Source organism: Chryseobacterium sp. MHB01, assembly GCF_034651565.1.
In the GTDB taxonomy this organism is placed as follows: domain Bacteria; phylum Bacteroidota; class Bacteroidia; order Flavobacteriales; family Weeksellaceae; genus Chryseobacterium; species Chryseobacterium nepalense.
In genome coordinates, this window is sequence record NZ_JAYEDA010000008.1 from 1 (window position 1) to 15325 (window position 15325).

The following is a 15325-nucleotide window of genomic DNA, read 5'->3' on the forward strand; positions in this document are numbered from 1 at the left end:
GCTCATCGAAAGGTTCTTCTACCAAATCAGAAAATTATTGGGGTATCAAAGGTAAAGAGGATGTTTGTTTGTAAAGGTTAAGATGACCGGAATATTATTCCTTTAGATAAGCTTCACTTTCGGGTATAAAAAAAGCTCTCTTAAAAAAGAGAGCTGTATGCTGAATCTTTCAGCTAGTACCCCAGGCGGGACTTGAACCCGCACGCCAAAAGAGGCACAGGATTTTAAGTCCTGCGTGTCTACCAGTTCCACCACCAGGGCAGGCGTGGAGCGAAAAACGGGATTCGAACCCGCGACCCCAACCTTGGCAAGGTTGTGCTCTACCAGCTGAGCTATTTTCGCAAACTGTGCGGATGAAGGGACTCGAACCCCCACGCCTCTCGGCACCAGATCCTAAGTCTGGCGTGGCTACCAATTACACCACATCCGCGTGTTTTTTGTTTTACTGATTTTTAATGATCTTCTCTCGTTTTCAGTGGTGCAAAGATAGGATAAATTTTTTTACCTCCAAACTTTTCAGAAGAAAAAATTAAAATTTTTACATTTTTTATTCCCGACCCCCTTTATTACATTTCATTTTATTACTTTTACATCGTTAATTAATATGATATGGAATTACAAGGAACGGTAAAGAAACTTTTTGATGCTCAGACTTTTGCGAGCGGTTTCCAAAAAAGAGAAATGGTTATTTTAACCCAGGAGCAATATCCACAGCCGATAAACATAGAATTTTTGTCTGATAAGATCAGTTTATTGGATAACCTGAAAGAAGGTGAAAATGTAAAAGTAGGAATCAACATCAGAGGAAGAGAATGGGTTTCTCCGCAGGGCGAAACAAAATACTTCAATTCCATTACAGGGTGGAGAGTGGAGAAAGTTTCTGATAATGCTTCAGAACCTACACAGGCAGCTCCTTCACAATCTGCATCTTCAGTTTCCAACGAAAATCCTTTCGCCGGAGACGATGATGATGATTTGCCTTTCTAATAATTAAAAAATACGATTGAAATACAAATCCTGCTTTCTTAAGTGGGATTTTTTTTCCCAAAAATGATTCGACTAGACGAAAACGAGATTTCTTTTCCTGATCCGGAGCTGTACGACGGCCACGAAGGGATCATTGCTTTTGGCGGAGACCTCTCGGTAGAAAGGATATGGTTTGCTTATCAATTGGGCATATTTCCCTGGTTTAATCCGGGGGAAGAGATTCTCTGGTGGTGTCCGGACCCAAGATTTGTACTTTTTCCCGAGGAAATAAAGGTTTCAAAATCCATGAAAAAAATACTGGATCGAAACGTCTTTACCTTCACAGAAAATACAAACTTCCGAGAAGTCATCAAAAACTGCAGGGATATCAGCCGTAAAGGACAATCCGGAACCTGGCTTTCGGATGAACTGATGGAGTCTTTCATCAAGCTTCATGATTATGGATTGGCAAAAAGTCTGGAAGTCTGGCAAAATGAAGAGCTGGTGGGAGGATTTTACGGTCTTCAGATCGGAAATATTTTCTGTGGAGAAAGTATGTTTTCCAAAGTAAGCAATGCATCGAAAGCGGGATTTATCCATTTTGCTCAAAAATATAGAAACAAGCTGGAGCTCATCGACTGCCAATCCCATACCGATCACCTGGAAAGTCTTGGCGCAAAAATGATTCCCAAGCGGGAATTCCTGAAAATTTTACATAAAAACAATGAATACTGATAGAGAAAAATGGGTTCTTCTGATTCTCCTGAGCATGATCTGGGGATCGTCTTTTATTTTGATTAAAAAATCCCTGGAACATTTCAGTCCTTATCAGGTGGGTGCTTTAAGGGTATTGATTGCCGGAATCATTCTGATGCCGATTGCGATCTCAAAATACAAACTTTTCCCCAAAAAACATCTGAAGTGGCTTTTGCTGGCAGCTTTTACAGGAAATTTTATTCCGATGTTTCTGTTTCCTATCGCCGAAACAGAAGTCAGCAGCAGTATTGCCGGAATTGTGAATTCTATGATGCCGATTTTTGTAATAATAGTGGGTGCGCTGGTATGGAACTTTGGTACTACGAGGCGACAGATTACGGGAACATTCATAAGTTTTACCGGCGTTTGTATCCTTGCTTTCGGAGGGGATGCGGAAAGCGGAACTTTTAAGCTTATTCCTATTTTATTGCTCTTACTGGCTACTTTGTGCTATGCAGTAAGCACAACTACCGTAAAGTCAAAATTAATGGAAATTTCTTCGACAGTATTATCTGCCTTCGTTTTTACGTTTGTGTTGTTTTTACCTTCTGTGATCGCTCTTACCTTTACCGGATTTTTTTCAACCTTTAGCTTAGATAAAGATCATCTTACAGGATTGATGTTTGTAAGCTTACTGTCGATTTTCGGAACCGGACTGGCGATGATGATGAATTACCGCCTCCTGAAAGTTTCCTCTCCCTTGTTTGCTTCAACAGTCACTTTGCTGATGCCTATTGTCGCGATCATCTGGGGCATTCTGGACGGCGAAAAGCTTACTTCGCTACAGTTTGCAGGAGCTGGAGTTATTATTGCCGGACTTATCTTTCTGAGAAGTAAACCTAATGTTATAAACAAATAAATCCCGCGAAATTGCGGGATTTATTTTTATCGTAAGTGAGTTTTAATTAACCTTCGGAATTTTTCTTTTTCACTCTGGCTTTTGCTTTTTTCACCTCATCTTTAATGAAAGGATATTTTTTCTGCATATCCGAAACCAGAGACGGATCAAGATCCAAAGCCTGAAGCAGTACTTCTTTGCCTTTTTCCTGGTCTTTCAGGTTGAAATAACAATTGCTAAGCTGGTAATATAATTCTGCTCTGTGATGTGTTTTTACGGCATTATTTAAAACCAAGATGGCTTCTTCATATTCGCCTAACAGCATCAGCACTTCAGAATAAGCGTACCAATTATAAAACCTTGACGGCTCTGTATCTACCAGCTTTTTCAGGCAGGTAAGACTTTCCTCAAATTTCCCTGCATCAATAAATAAAAATGCCAGTCTTTTTTGATAATCAAGATTGTTTTCATTTAAGTGCGTCGCCTCTCTTGCAAAATGTAAGGCTTCGCTCATCCCGCCCATTTCTTCGTAGATATAGGATTGTTCCATCATCGCAAGATAAAATTGCGGATCTTCCCGTAATGACTTCTGGAAAGCGTTTAAAGCCACAATCGGTTGTTTTAAGGCTTTATAACAAAGTCCGATTTTATAAAAGGTAAATGCTTTTGTGTACTCCAGTTCAAGCATTTCTTCGTAAACGGATATCGCCTTTTTATAATCTCCTAAAGCTTCATAACAGGCTGCCTTGTTGGCATACACTCCTACCGAGCTTGAGTTGATGGCCAGTAAATAATCGTAGCCTTTAATGGCTTCGTCGTAATTTTTCCGGTTAAAGTAAAATTGTCCATATTCAAACCAGGCAATTTCCGAATAGGCATATTCATCAAGATATTCATTCAGGAATGCAATTGCCTCATCACTCTTATTCAGATCGGAAAAGCAGACCATACAGTTTTCCAGTGCATAATCGTCTGTAGGATCTTCTTTAAGTGCTTTTCTGTAATGTTTAAGGGCGTTAAAAGGATCTCCAAGATTTACATATTCATCAGCAATAAAATTGTGAAGGAAGTTTTCTTCTTCTTTCAGTTCTAATGCTTTTTTACAGATATCAATGGATTTTCTTGGGTTTCCTAAATTCGAATAATACTTTGCATAACAGACCAAAAAGTCTGTGTTTTCCATAGAAGAACCTTTCAGCTCATCGATCAGCTCTTTAGCCGTATTATAATCTTCCCATTCCAAAAGAATTTCAAGCTTTTTGATCTTGATGTCTAAGGAATTTGGGTGAAGCTTGAGTCCATAATTTACTGCAGTATCTGCATAATTAAAGTCTCCCAGCTCCAGGTAATAAACAATAATGTCTTCCAGCTCTTCTGTATCAAAGTAGAATTCATCATTATTTTCCATCATTTCCTCGAACTTTTTTACAAGTTCATTTCCAAAATATTCTTCCAATATAAAACAGTTTTAAGATTTAAGACCAGAGATATGAGATATACTAATACTCGCTTCTGAAAATCTTAGTTTTAAATTTAATAATAAATACGATTAAAATGATGAAAAGGTTGTTAACTTTTATTAAATCAAGCTATTGATTTTAGCTATCATTTCATCACCTAACCGGTCGGCTTCTTCCTGCGATTTAGCCTCGGTATAGATTCTGATAATAGGTTCCGTATTTGATTTTCTCAGGTGAACCCAGTTATTTTCAAAATCTATTTTTACTCCATCGATGGTGGAGACCTCTTCATTTTGATATTCTTTTTCCATTTTGGTTAAAATATCATCTACATTTATTTCCGGGGTAAGCTCTATTTTCTTTTTACCCATGAAATAGCTCGGGTACCCTGCTCTTAGTTCAGAAACCGTTTTGTTTTCTTTGGCAAGATGCGTTAAAAACAAAGCAACTCCTACTAGAGAATCTCTACCGTAATGAAGATCCGGATAGATAATTCCTCCGTTTCCTTCACCGCCGATAACAGCATTTTTCTCCTTCATTAATGTAACTACATTCACTTCTCCAACTGCACTTGCAAAATAGTCTGAGTTGTGACTTTTTGCAACATCTCTTAATGCACGGCTTGATGAAAGGTTTGAAATAGCTACACCGTTTTTGTTTTTCAGCAGATAATCTGCAACGGCAACCAACGTGTATTCTTCCCCGAACATTTCACCTTTTTCGTCGATTAAAGCTAATCTGTCCACATCAGGATCTACTACAATTCCGAAATCTGCTCCTTCTTTTTTTACCAGTTCACAGATGTCTCCTAAATGCTCTTTCAATGGTTCCGGATTGTGCGGGAAATGGCCGGTTGGTTCACAGTATAATTTTACTGTTTCGCAACCAAGTTTATCCAACAGCATTGGAATGGCAATTCCTCCAGTTGAATTTACAGCATCCAATACTACCTTGAACTTTTTAGCTTTAATAGCTTCTACATCAACCATCGGAAGATCTAAAATTTGCTGAATATGAATATCAAAAGCATCATCTCTTGTTTCATATTTTCCAAGATCATCAACTTCCGCATAGTTGAAATCTTCACTTTCTGCAAGGGCTAAAACTTCGGCTCCGTTTTCTCCGCTGATGAATTCACCTTTATTATTGAGTAATTTCAGGGCATTCCATTGTTTTGGGTTATGAGAAGCCGTTAGAATAATTCCTCCGTCGGCTTTCAGTTCAGGGACCATAATTTCCACGGTTGGCGTAGTGGAAAGCCCCAGATCGATTACGTTAATTCCCAACCCTTGTAATGTAGCGGTAACGAGAGAGGACACCATCTGCCCGGAAATCCTTGCATCTCTACCAATAACGAGGGTAAGGTCTTTTTTATTGTTGTTATTCTGAAGCCAGGTTCCGAATGCGGAAGCAAATTTCACCACATCAAGCGGTGTAAGGTTATCATTTACTTTTCCTCCGATCGTTCCACGGATTCCTGAAATACTTTTTATTAGTGACATTATGGGTGTTTTATAGTTTTAATTTTTAAATAATTTAATTATAAGCAAAATTAAATATTATTTGTCACACCCCATCAGAAAGTTATGAACAACCGCAATCCTTATCACAGTTTGTTCGCTTGGAGCTGAACTTTTTCGGCGCAAAATTCTTTCTAAGTATTCTGAACAAAGAGTAGCAGGCAAATGCTACCACAAGAAGAACAACAATATATTGTAAAAGCAAGGAAGAATCCATTATTTTAAGATTTGATATGCAAACATGGACACAAAATATGCCAATCCTGTCATCATGATCACCTGTAAAGCTGTCCATTTCCAGCTTTTGGTTTCTCTGTAGACTACTGCGAGTGTAGAAATACACTGCATTGCAAATGCGTAAAAGAGAAGTACTGAAACCCCTGTTGCAAAGCTAAACACTTTTTCGCCGTTCGGTTTTACATCTCTTCTCATTTTATCAATTACTTTTACTTCCGGCGCATCATCTTCAAGGCTGTATAGTGTAGACATTGTTCCTACAAAAACTTCCCTTGCGACAAAACTTGTCAGGATTCCGACACCCATTTTCCAGTCGTATCCGAGAGGTGCAATTACCGGCTCTATACCTTTACCCATTTTGGCTAAGTAAGAATGATCAAGCTCAACGTTGGTCGCCACAAATTGATCCGGTTTTTGTTTGGGTCCGAAATAGCTTAAAAACCAAATGATAATGCTTACGATGAAAATAATTTTCCCAGCTCCTGTAATAAAGTCCCACACTTTCCCCAGAACCATTTTAAAATCATATCCGAAAAGCGGTTTCTTGTATGTTGGCAAATCCATTACCAGATACGTTTTACCTTTATTTTTAATAAACCTGTTAAGAACGGCGGCTGAAAACAAAGCAACCACAAAACCCAGAAGGTACATTCCCATCAATACCAGCGCTTTATATTTTATTCCTAAAAACGTTCCGTCCGAGATAATAAGCCCGATAATGATGCTGTAAACAGGAAGCCTTGCAGAACAAGTCATGAAAGGCGTTACCAGAATTGTTAATAACCTTTCTTTAAGGTTTTCTATATTTCTTGTTGAAATTACCGCAGGAATTGCACAGGCTGTACCGGAAACCAGCGGAACAATACTTTTCCCGTTCAGTCCGAAAGGACGAAGAAGCCTGTCCATAAGGAAGACCACTCTTGCCATATATCCTGAATCTTCAAGGAGGTAAAGAAAGTATAACAAAATTCCGATCTGCGGCGCGAAGATGACAATCCCCCCGATTCCAGGAACAATTCCATTAGAAATAAGTGAATTTAAAGGTCCTTCCGGAAGGTGCTCTCCCGTAAAAGCGGAAAGCCATGCAAAAAATTCATCGATCCAGTTCATCGGATATTCCGCAAGGAAAAATACGCTTTGGAAAATGACCAGCAGAATCATCATGAAAACAACATATCCCCAGAATTTATGAACCAGTACCTTATCTAATTTCTCGGTTAATAATTCTTTAAACTGAGGTTTTTTAGAAATAACGTTTGATAAAATACCGTCAATATTCTGGTAACGTCTGACCGTTTCCTGTACCTGTAATCTTTTAGGAACAAGACTTTTCGAATCGGGCTCATTTATTTGCTCAACAACAGAATTAATTTTTCCCAAATCCGTTCCGAGTGATAATGTAAGCCAGGTTTTATATTCGTTATCTATACTTTTGTGTGAAGCAACTTTATGGATAAAATCTCTATGTTCTGACGGTATTTCAAATGATTGAGCAGAAGTTTTCAGAAAATTATTCTGGAAAACAGCTTCTTTCAGTTCTTCAATACCAATCTGTTCTTTTGCATTGGTACGAATAATTGTAATACCTATCGATTCTGAAAATGCGTCAATATCAATAGAAATTCCTCTTCTTTCAGCCTGATCGATCTGGTTTACCACCAGAATCATCGGAATTCCGAGGTCCTGGATCTGCTGAAACAGAAGCAGTCCTCTTTTTAGGCTTAATGCCTCAAGAATATAGATTACCCCCGCATAATCTTTTTGATTTTCCATCACAAACTTCGAGAAGATTGCTTCATCTTCCGAGCTTGGATAAATACTGTAGGATCCCGGCAGATCCACCACTTCCACCACTTCATTTTTATAGGTATAAAATCCGGAATGGCTGGCTACCGTAACTCCTGCATAGTTCCCTGTTTTCTGCTTTTTGTTGCAAAGCGCATTGAAAACCGTGGATTTTCCTACATTAGGATTTCCGACTAACAGTATTTGTTTTGTATGATTTCCCTGCATCAATTCAATTCTTCAACAATAATATATCTGCCCTCTTCTTCACGAAGCGCAATCCGGCTTTTTTCTTCCCCGAATTCTACATACATCGGTCCTTTGAAAGGGGCCTGATACAGAATCCTGAACGAGGTTTCCGGAAGAAGCCCCATTTCGATAATTTTGTTAGGCATTTTAAGGCTGTCGTTATCATACCCTAAAATCTTTCCCATTCTGTTTTTGGGAAATCCACTTAATTTATGTAAACCCATCTCTTTCAAAGCCAAAATTTTGTATGCAAATATACGCTATTTAAATTTAATCTAAATAACAAATTGATATGAAAGAAATCAACCCAAATGCAAAAATGCACTTGGGTTGATTCAATATAATTAGTTAAATATGAATGCTTATTTTTTCTTTTTATCTGCTGAGGAATAAGTAAGTTCTATTGGGTTATCGTTGGAATTGAAGAAATCTTTGTACATTTTCTCCTGTTTTTTCATCATATCTCCAATCGTTCCATCCATTCCCGGTATTGTTTTAGACATAATTTCCTGAGTCATCATTGGTCTTGCAGTAGCAAAAGGATCTTTCTTGAAATCACTGAATGTCTTTTCAAATTTCTCTCTCGGCATATCTGTTACTTTCAGAGACATATTGGAAATTTTTTCTGAATAAGAAAGTTCTTCCCAATTCTGAACTTTTTTATTTCCCTGCAGGATCCAAGAATAATTTTTACCTTCGTCTTCGATCTTTACAATGAGACCAGGTAATCCTGAAAATTTAAAAGGTCCATCCTGAAAAGGAAGTTCCGTACTGAACCATGCTGTCCACTTTCTTCCTCCGAAATCTACTGTTGCCTTTTGAGCATTATAGGGTCCTATTTTCTCTTTTTCATTAGAAATTTTCCAGTCAAACTTGATGGTTTCGTTGTATGCAATAGCCATTGGTGAAAACCCGCTTGCTATTCTTTCAACATACTGCACTTTCATATCCGGATAATATTTTACAATCTTCTCTGAAAATTTTGGCATCCTGATCGTTTTTGACAGGTCTTTGAATACTCCTGACTTTTGCATGGCCTCCACTTGAACTTTGATAATAGAATCCTGTCCTATTACGGTATAATCTCTGTAAACAGAACGGTCTTTAGCAATATCAAGTACAGTAAGTACTTTATCCAGTTTTGCAGAATCCTTCTTCGGTTTAAAGGTAAGCTCATAAAAAAAACGGTTCGCCGTTTCTTTAGAATCTTTGTCCTGAGCACTTACAAAAGCAAAAAGCGCGATAAAAAATATTGAAAATAGCTTTTTCATTGTTTTTCTGATGTTTTATATGGTATTAGTTGACAACCTCCTCTTTTTGTTACACTTTTTTTGTATTTCTTTTTTTTAAACGCATATTCTAATCTGATTTTAATCTCTTTAATGACATTTTAATTCCATTCCAAAGAACTTCTAATCTGGTCATTTTAGTTTTGTAACATCAAAAAAGATAAACACGACCTAAATCTTAAAAATATGATCAGAACGATTTTAATAGCTACAGATTATTCTCTTGAATCTTTGAACATCCTTAAGAAAGTGATGCGGGAGAAAGATGCTGCTGAAGACCAAAATCAGTATACTATTCTTTTGGTTTCAGGATACGATACGGGAGATTCTATCAGAGATCTTCTTTTTAATACAAAAAGTACGATTTTCAATAAATTAAGGCCTCAGGAATTCTGTGAAGCGTATACCATTATCAAAAATAAATATCCTCACCTCATTAATAAAATTGTGTGTGATATTTTCACGGGAAGCTTCCAGAGAACCTTTAACAATTATGTAAAAGCTGAAAATATCGAGGAGGCTTATTACGCTCCATCTATTAAAAGTAAAGGAAACGGAAAATTTGATGTAATTCCTTATATCAAAAAATGCAAAGACCTTAAAAGCTACGAAATTTCATTAGAAGTTAAAAAACACATGCCTGAAAAAGGAAGACTGGCAGAAATCTTTGTGGAAGTTTAAATCAGACTTATAAAATTTTAAAAATGTTAAGGAATTATAGTAACAGCAGGACGTTGGGAGACAACATAAGACTGGGAACGCTGACTGCCTTTACGGCGGGTACTATAAATATTGCTTCCCTGTTGATATTTCTCTCGTTTACGTCAAACGTAACAGGGCACTATGCTATCCTCGCAGCAGAAATCAGTAAGGCCAACTGGTCGCAGGTTGCCGTAGTGGGAGGCTGGATTTTTCTTTTCTTCTTCGGAGGGTTTGTATCCAATTTTATGGTCATCAACTTCAACAGGAAGAGTAAATATTTCGCGCATGCCATGCCGTTGGTGCTTGAAATAGCATGCCTCCTTTTTGTAGGAATCTATGGACAGTTTTATTATCGTAAAACCCTTGAGGAAACAGAATACTTGGTCGCATTAATGCTTTTTGCTACAGGACTACAGAATGGTTTAACGGCAAGTATTTCCAACTTCTCCGTGAAAACAACCCACCTTACCGGTACTACCACCGACCTTGGAATTCTGTTTTCTATGTTTACCCAGAAAAAATTCAGGAAAAACGGAGAGCTGGTAGCAAGAGCCAAATTGTTAATGAGTATTATGCTTGCGTATGTTTTGGGAGCGGTATTTTCCGGACTTACCTATTATTATCTTGAGTTCAGGGTTTTTTATGTGATCAGTCTTTGCTTGCTGGTTGTAATTGGATATGATGCCTATAAAATTCATCTGAGACATTATAACACGCAATATAGATACAGCAAAATATATAGAAAACCTAACTTTTTAGCTTTTCTGTATGATAAGATCCATGGAGGTTCCGGAATCAAACAAAAAGGAGAGAAAAAGAGAAAACTTATTTTCGAAGAATAAATGTTCTTATAAAGATTTCTTATTTAAAGACAATACATATCAGTATTAATTTTGTGTAAACTAGCTGTGAATCAATCCTCTAATTGTGTAATACAATTGGGGGATTGTGTTTTTTAGAAAATGCTTACGGAAGATCGTTTTAGCTGAAATAAAAACGTCGCAGGAATGTTGATATGTTGATAATTAATTTTTAATTCAGGGGGTTATTGTTTTAATTCTTATTCTGAATGCCTATTTTTGTAAGTTGATTTACTTTTTTTATGTCAGATATTATTCAGCTTTTACCGGATCATGTAGCCAACCAAATTGCGGCAGGAGAGGTGGTGCAGAGACCCGCATCCATTGTAAAAGAACTTTTGGAAAATGCAATTGATGCCGAAGCCACGAAGATTGAACTGATTGTAAGAGATGCCGGAAAAAATCTGATTCAGGTGGTAGATGACGGAAAAGGAATGTCTGAGACGGATGCAAGGATGGCTTTTGAGAGACACGCCACTTCCAAAATCAGAGGAACGGAAGATATTTTTAAAATTGCCACAAAAGGATTCCGTGGCGAAGCACTTGCTTCTATTGCAGCGGTCTCCCAGGTAGAACTGAGAACCAAGCAGAAAGATGCAACCATAGGAACCAATATCTATATAGAAGGCGGAGTGTTTCAGTTTCAGGATCCTGTTCAGACGGCAGACGGCTCCAATTTTTTAGTAAAAAATCTTTTCTATAACGTTCCGGCCAGAAGAAAGTTCCTTAAAAATAATAATATCGAATTCAGACATGTTATTGATGAATTTCAACGTGTTGCCCTGGCGCATGAAAATCTTGAGTTTTCCCTTTTTCATGACGATGAAGCGGTTTTCAGATTAAGAAAAGGAAGCCAGATGCAGCGTATTGTGGATATTTTCGGAAGAAAACTGCAGCCCCAGCTTATTCCTATTAAAGAAGATATCATCTGGTGTAAACTTCACGGGTTTGTAGCTAAACCTGATGGAGCCAAGAAAACGAGAGGAGAACAGTTTCTTTTTGTAAACGGAAGATATTTTAAAAGTCCGTATTTCAATAAAGCGGTGCAGGAAGCTTTTGAAGGATTGCTGCTGCCGGGATATATTCCTACGTTTTTTCTTTTTTTAGAATTAGATCCTGAAAAGATTGATGTCAATATACATCCTCAGAAAACGGAAGTAAAATTTGAAGATGAGCATCTGATCTTTGCATTGTTGCGCTCTACCATTAAAAGATCATTGGGAATTTACAATGTTGCACCAAGCCTTGATTTCGAAAAAGATCCGCACCTGGATGAAATCATGCAGAAAACATTTCCAAGCAAAAGCAACGGAGGTGGAAGCGGGTTTATCAAAATGCCTGAAATTATTGTAGACAAAGATTATAATCCGTTTCTGGAAGAAAGAGGAGTAAAACAGGCAGAAATTCAGAATCTTGCCGAGATGTACCACCAGAATATTTCAGCCGAACCTTCAAAAATAAACCTTTTTGAAGATGAAGATTTTGATGAAGATCTGATGCGACTCCCAAATGGCTACTGGCTCTTCAATAAAGGAGATAAAACCCTGATGCTGGATCTTGGAAGAATGCACAGGCTTGTGGTTTCCGAAAACACAAAACCTGTAAAAAAAGGAACTACGAACAGCCACTCCCTGCTCTTTTCTCTCGAGTATCACATGAATGAGATTGAAAAGAACAAATATAAATCAATCAAAAAATTTCTTCCTGAATTAGGATTTGAAATGAGCATCGCCCATGAAAGCGTTCTAAGGATTGATGCTGTACCGGAAGGTTTGAAAGAAACCCAGGTCATGAAATTCCTGGAGAATCTTTTTGACATTCTGGAATATAAGACAGAAGAAGAATTCCTGCAGTTTTACCAGAATCAGTGGAACAAAATGCAGTCGAAGTCAAGATTTGATTATATCTACAAGAAAGATGCGGAACAGCTGATCAGAGATTTTACGGCATTAGGTTTCCCGGAATTTTTACCCAATGGAAAAAGATGCTTTTTTGAAGTTCCGTTCAATGATTTTAAAAATAAATTTTAAAGTATGTTTAATAGTATCCCTCCTATCACGAGAAATATCATCATCATCAATGTAATTGTATTTATTTTGGTTGGTTTTATATTCCCTCAATTTTACGTTTCCCTATCTGCATTTTATCCTTTTTCACCCAATTTCAGATCATGGCAGATTATTACGCATATGTTTATGCATGGAGGATATGCTCATATTATTTTCAACATGCTTACATTATGGAGTTTCGGACCTGTGCTGGAACAAGTTTTAGGAGAGAAAAAATATTTGATTTTATACTTTTTGAGTGGTTTAGGTGCTTTTTTCCTTTTTAATTTATGGAACTTTTATGAGGTTCAGCAACTTACTTCTGCTCTTACAGATGCCAATATCAATGTTTCGGAGATTTTTATTAAAGCAGACCTCAGTAAATTTAATTTTAATCCCACACCTTATACAAATAATGAAGATGCTTATAATCTTTATATTGCATTAACGTCACCAATGGTAGGAGCTTCCGGAGCGATTTTCGGGGTTGTGGCAGCGTTTGCAACACTTTACCCTGATGCAAAAATCGGGATCATGTTTATTCCGATTCCTATGAAAGTTAAATATTTACTGCCAATTATTGTTATAGGCTCTGTATGGCTCGGAATTTCAGGTAATGTAGGAGGAATAGCTCATTTCGCCCACGTAGGCGGAGCATTAGTAGGATGGATTCTTGCAAAAATCTGGAGAAAACATCTATATCGATTCAATTAAAATTTTGTGAAAATCATTCGTCTTATATTTTTCATCGTACATGTAGGAATATCTTTCCTGCTTGTCGGAACACTTCTGAATGCATACGTACCACCAAAAACATTTCCGTGGTTCAATCTGCTTTCTTTAGGTTTTCCTGTATTCATGATGGTATATCTTTTGCTCACTCTTTTTTGGATTATAAGCTGGAAAAAGAGAGCATTCGTTTTTTTACTTTTCGGACTGCTGTTTTTCAAACCGGTAATCCGGTGGATCAATTACATGCCTCAGAAAAATGAGATTCCGGACCTGAAAATTATTTCGTTGAATGCCAAAGGCGGTTTCTACGGAAAAGGGAATATAGAGTCCTATATTAACAGTCAGAAACCGGATATTGTTCTGCTTCAGGAATATGGTATTAATAAAAAATATCAATTTAATGGAATGAAAGAAGGTTCACAAGGTCACATCATTACTGTTTTTTCAAAACACAGATTTATAGAGCAGAAGCAGCTTATTGAAAGTGATTATGAATATAATAATGCGTATGCGTCCCAAACCGACATTGAAATAAAAGGAAAAATATACCGTTTCATCAATGTGTACCTGCAGCCATTTAAATTTCAAAAAAGTATGGTAAAGCTTAATGGCAATAGCGAAGAAGATGAACAGAAACTAAAAGATGTCGTGAAAAGACTTATTCCTACCTTCAAAATGCATCAGGAACAGATCAGCGCAGTCAGAAAAAGCATTGATGAATCTCCCTACCCTGTAATTTTAGCAGGAGATTTCAACTCGGTTCCCAATTCTTACGAATATTATCATTTACTTGAAGGCTTACAAGATGCCTTTGTAGAAGCAGGAAGGGGAAGCGCTACAAGTTTCCACGATTACAAATTCCCGATAAGAATTGACTATATTTTCTCTTCGTCATCGGTAAAACCGCTGAGTTATAAAGTAGACCGTTCCGTAAAGCTTTCCGACCATTTTCCTGTTATTGCAACATTTAAATCCGAAAAATAAAACATAATCAGTTATTTAATTATTAAATCATTGTCAGTTGAACTGAAACTTATGATAAATTGTCCTGCAAGCTGTGCTTTTAATTGCAGAAATTCTGTTAAATTAGTTCTTATGAAAAATTTGTTTTGTATACTTTTCTTTTTATTAATTTCAGCCGTTTCATGCTCAAAAAAAGAACCTCAGGATCTTTATCCTGCAGACAGCCCGAAGGCAGACTATGATACAGTTGCTGTTGATTCTTTTTCAACCGGAGCCATATCGGTTGATGTTGCAGAACAGATCAGAATGTCTTCCAGGAAATACCAGGACTCTTTGAAAGAAGCTCTTAAACTTCAGGAACAGGAGAAAAAAATTAAAGAAGAACTGGAAAAAGAAAATAAGAAAAAAGCAGAAGAAGAGAAAAAACAAAAAGCCTCAGAAACGTCCGGAAGCGATGTAAAAAAGGAATAACATTTGAATTTTAACTAAAATTTATCAATACATATGAAAAAAAACTTTTTATCAGGATTAATGATTGCAGCATTGATGATATCATGCACCAAATCAACATCAAAAACCGAAACGGTAGAAAATCCGGACGGAAGTGTTACTACAACCACCACTGTTTCTGAAAGCGGATTGGGCGTTGATACAGCAAAGATTAATGGCGTAAAGGAAAAAACGGAATCCAGAATCAATGCTGCAGGAGAAAAGATAGACTATGCTGCAGAAGATGCCAAAAATAAAATTGATGCTACAGCGGATAAAGCCAAAGCGAACCTTCAGAAAGCAGGACAGGATATCAAAACCGAAACTGATAAAGTAGGTAAGGATGTAAAAGATGCTGCTGCAAAAGGTGCCGGAAAAGTAGAAGACGGTGCAAAAAAGATTAAGGAAGATTTAAGAAGATAAATAACAAC

General features: G+C 37.1%; 15 protein-coding genes and 3 tRNA genes. 10 read left to right on the forward strand and 8 right to left on the reverse strand.

The window, feature by feature from the left end:
* Positions 1-177: 177 nt before the first annotated feature.
* From U9K52_RS13530 to U9K52_RS13540, 3 genes are all read right to left on the reverse strand, one after another.
* Positions 178-261, reverse strand: a tRNA-Leu gene (locus tag U9K52_RS13530).
* Between the two features lie 5 nt (positions 262-266).
* Positions 267-342: transfer RNA gene (locus U9K52_RS13535), tRNA-Gly, on the reverse strand.
* A gap of 6 nt (positions 343-348) precedes the next feature.
* Positions 349-430, reverse strand: a tRNA-Leu gene (locus U9K52_RS13540).
* Between the two features lie 179 nt (positions 431-609).
* Between U9K52_RS13540 and U9K52_RS13545 the strand changes: the two genes are divergently transcribed.
* The 3 genes from U9K52_RS13545 (at position 610) to U9K52_RS13555 (ending at position 2581) form a co-directional block, all read left to right on the forward strand.
* Positions 610-987, forward strand: a complete 378-nt coding sequence (locus U9K52_RS13545; protein WP_066438267.1) for a DUF3127 domain-containing protein — start codon at positions 610-612, stop codon at positions 985-987.
* 63 nt (positions 988-1050) lie between these two features.
* Entirely contained in the window at positions 1051-1701 is a 651-nt protein-coding gene (aat, locus tag U9K52_RS13550) for a leucyl/phenylalanyl-tRNA--protein transferase (RefSeq protein WP_263601892.1), read from the forward strand.
* Positions 1691-2581, forward strand: a complete 891-nt coding sequence (locus tag U9K52_RS13555) for a DMT family transporter (protein ID WP_248389321.1) — start codon at positions 1691-1693, stop codon at positions 2579-2581. The genes aat and U9K52_RS13555 overlap by 11 nt, the downstream gene beginning before the upstream one ends.
* 46 nt (positions 2582-2627) lie before the next feature.
* Here U9K52_RS13555 and U9K52_RS13560 read toward each other — a convergent pair whose 3' ends face one another.
* The 5 genes from U9K52_RS13560 to U9K52_RS13580 form a co-directional block, all read right to left on the reverse strand.
* Entirely contained in the window at positions 2628-4016 is a 1389-nt protein-coding gene (locus U9K52_RS13560) for a tetratricopeptide repeat protein (protein WP_248389319.1), read from the reverse strand.
* 123 nt (positions 4017-4139) lie between these two features.
* Positions 4140-5522 (reverse strand): phosphoglucosamine mutase, encoded by a 1383-nt coding sequence (gene glmM / locus U9K52_RS13565; protein WP_263601893.1) that lies wholly within the window; start codon positions 5520-5522, stop codon positions 4140-4142.
* A gap of 234 nt (positions 5523-5756) precedes the next feature.
* Positions 5757-7790: a ferrous iron transport protein B gene (gene feoB / locus U9K52_RS13570; RefSeq protein WP_322927040.1), complete on the reverse strand. Its 2034-nt coding sequence runs from the start codon at positions 7788-7790 to the stop codon at positions 5757-5759.
* The gene (locus U9K52_RS13575) at positions 7790-8035 is read right to left on the reverse strand and encodes a FeoA family protein (protein ID WP_066438285.1); all 246 of its coding nucleotides are present in this window, start codon (positions 8033-8035) and stop codon (positions 7790-7792) included. Before U9K52_RS13575 ends, feoB begins: the two co-directional genes overlap by 1 nt.
* 138 nt (positions 8036-8173) lie before the next feature.
* The gene (locus tag U9K52_RS13580; RefSeq protein WP_248389311.1) at positions 8174-9082 is read right to left on the reverse strand and encodes a GLPGLI family protein; all 909 of its coding nucleotides are present in this window, start codon (positions 9080-9082) and stop codon (positions 8174-8176) included.
* Between the two features lie 204 nt (positions 9083-9286).
* Between U9K52_RS13580 and U9K52_RS13585 the strand changes: the two genes are divergently transcribed.
* The 7 genes from U9K52_RS13585 to U9K52_RS13615 all read left to right on the forward strand — a co-directional run bounded on the left by U9K52_RS13585 (position 9287) and on the right by U9K52_RS13615 (position 15317).
* The gene (locus U9K52_RS13585) at positions 9287-9781 is read left to right on the forward strand and encodes a hypothetical protein (protein ID WP_322927041.1); all 495 of its coding nucleotides are present in this window, start codon (positions 9287-9289) and stop codon (positions 9779-9781) included.
* A 23-nt stretch (positions 9782-9804) separates the two neighbouring features.
* On the forward strand, positions 9805-10644 hold the full coding sequence (locus U9K52_RS13590) for a YoaK family protein (RefSeq protein ID WP_248389308.1): 840 nt from the start codon (positions 9805-9807) through the stop codon (positions 10642-10644).
* Between the two features lie 260 nt (positions 10645-10904).
* Positions 10905-12692: a DNA mismatch repair endonuclease MutL gene (gene mutL / locus U9K52_RS13595; RefSeq protein WP_263601896.1), complete on the forward strand. Its 1788-nt coding sequence runs from the start codon at positions 10905-10907 to the stop codon at positions 12690-12692.
* A gap of 3 nt (positions 12693-12695) precedes the next feature.
* The gene (locus U9K52_RS13600; RefSeq protein ID WP_263601897.1) at positions 12696-13424 is read left to right on the forward strand and encodes a rhomboid family intramembrane serine protease; all 729 of its coding nucleotides are present in this window, start codon (positions 12696-12698) and stop codon (positions 13422-13424) included.
* Positions 13425-13430: 6 nt separating this feature from the next.
* Positions 13431-14426 (forward strand): endonuclease/exonuclease/phosphatase family protein, encoded by a 996-nt coding sequence (locus U9K52_RS13605; RefSeq protein WP_322927043.1) that lies wholly within the window; start codon positions 13431-13433, stop codon positions 14424-14426.
* A gap of 111 nt (positions 14427-14537) precedes the next feature.
* Positions 14538-14876 carry a hypothetical protein gene (locus tag U9K52_RS13610; protein WP_322927044.1) on the forward strand — a complete coding sequence of 113 codons (339 nt, stop codon included), beginning with the start codon at positions 14538-14540 and terminating at the stop codon, positions 14874-14876.
* A 33-nt stretch (positions 14877-14909) separates the two neighbouring features.
* Positions 14910-15317 carry a hypothetical protein gene (locus tag U9K52_RS13615; protein ID WP_322927045.1) on the forward strand — a complete coding sequence of 136 codons (408 nt, stop codon included), beginning with the start codon at positions 14910-14912 and terminating at the stop codon, positions 15315-15317.
* Positions 15318-15325: the final 8 nt, after the last annotated feature.

Excerpts from the sequence above, each read along its gene's own strand:
- U9K52_RS13600 (WP_263601897.1), top strand. The coding sequence starts at position 12,696 with ATGTTTAATAGTATCCCTCCTATCACGAGAAATATCATCATCATCAAT.
- U9K52_RS13610 (WP_322927044.1), top strand. The coding sequence starts at position 14,538 with ATGAAAAATTTGTTTTGTATACTTTTCTTTTTATTAATTTCAGCCGTT.
- aat (WP_263601892.1), top strand. The coding sequence starts at position 1,051 with ATGATTCGACTAGACGAAAACGAGATTTCTTTTCCTGATCCGGAGCTG.
- U9K52_RS13585 (WP_322927041.1), top strand. The coding sequence starts at position 9,287 with ATGATCAGAACGATTTTAATAGCTACAGATTATTCTCTTGAATCTTTG.
- mutL (WP_263601896.1), top strand. The coding sequence starts at position 10,905 with ATGTCAGATATTATTCAGCTTTTACCGGATCATGTAGCCAACCAAATT.
- U9K52_RS13615 (WP_322927045.1), top strand. The coding sequence starts at position 14,910 with ATGAAAAAAAACTTTTTATCAGGATTAATGATTGCAGCATTGATGATA.
- U9K52_RS13555 (WP_248389321.1), top strand. The coding sequence starts at position 1,691 with ATGAATACTGATAGAGAAAAATGGGTTCTTCTGATTCTCCTGAGCATG.
- U9K52_RS13575 (WP_066438285.1), bottom strand. The coding sequence starts at position 8,035 with ATGGGTTTACATAAATTAAGTGGATTTCCCAAAAACAGAATGGGAAAG.
- U9K52_RS13580 (WP_248389311.1), bottom strand. The coding sequence starts at position 9,082 with ATGAAAAAGCTATTTTCAATATTTTTTATCGCGCTTTTTGCTTTTGTA.
- glmM (WP_263601893.1), bottom strand. The coding sequence starts at position 5,522 with ATGTCACTAATAAAAAGTATTTCAGGAATCCGTGGAACGATCGGAGGA.
- feoB (WP_322927040.1), bottom strand. The coding sequence starts at position 7,790 with ATGCAGGGAAATCATACAAAACAAATACTGTTAGTCGGAAATCCTAAT.
- U9K52_RS13545 (WP_066438267.1), top strand. The coding sequence starts at position 610 with ATGGAATTACAAGGAACGGTAAAGAAACTTTTTGATGCTCAGACTTTT.
- U9K52_RS13590 (WP_248389308.1), top strand. The coding sequence starts at position 9,805 with ATGTTAAGGAATTATAGTAACAGCAGGACGTTGGGAGACAACATAAGA.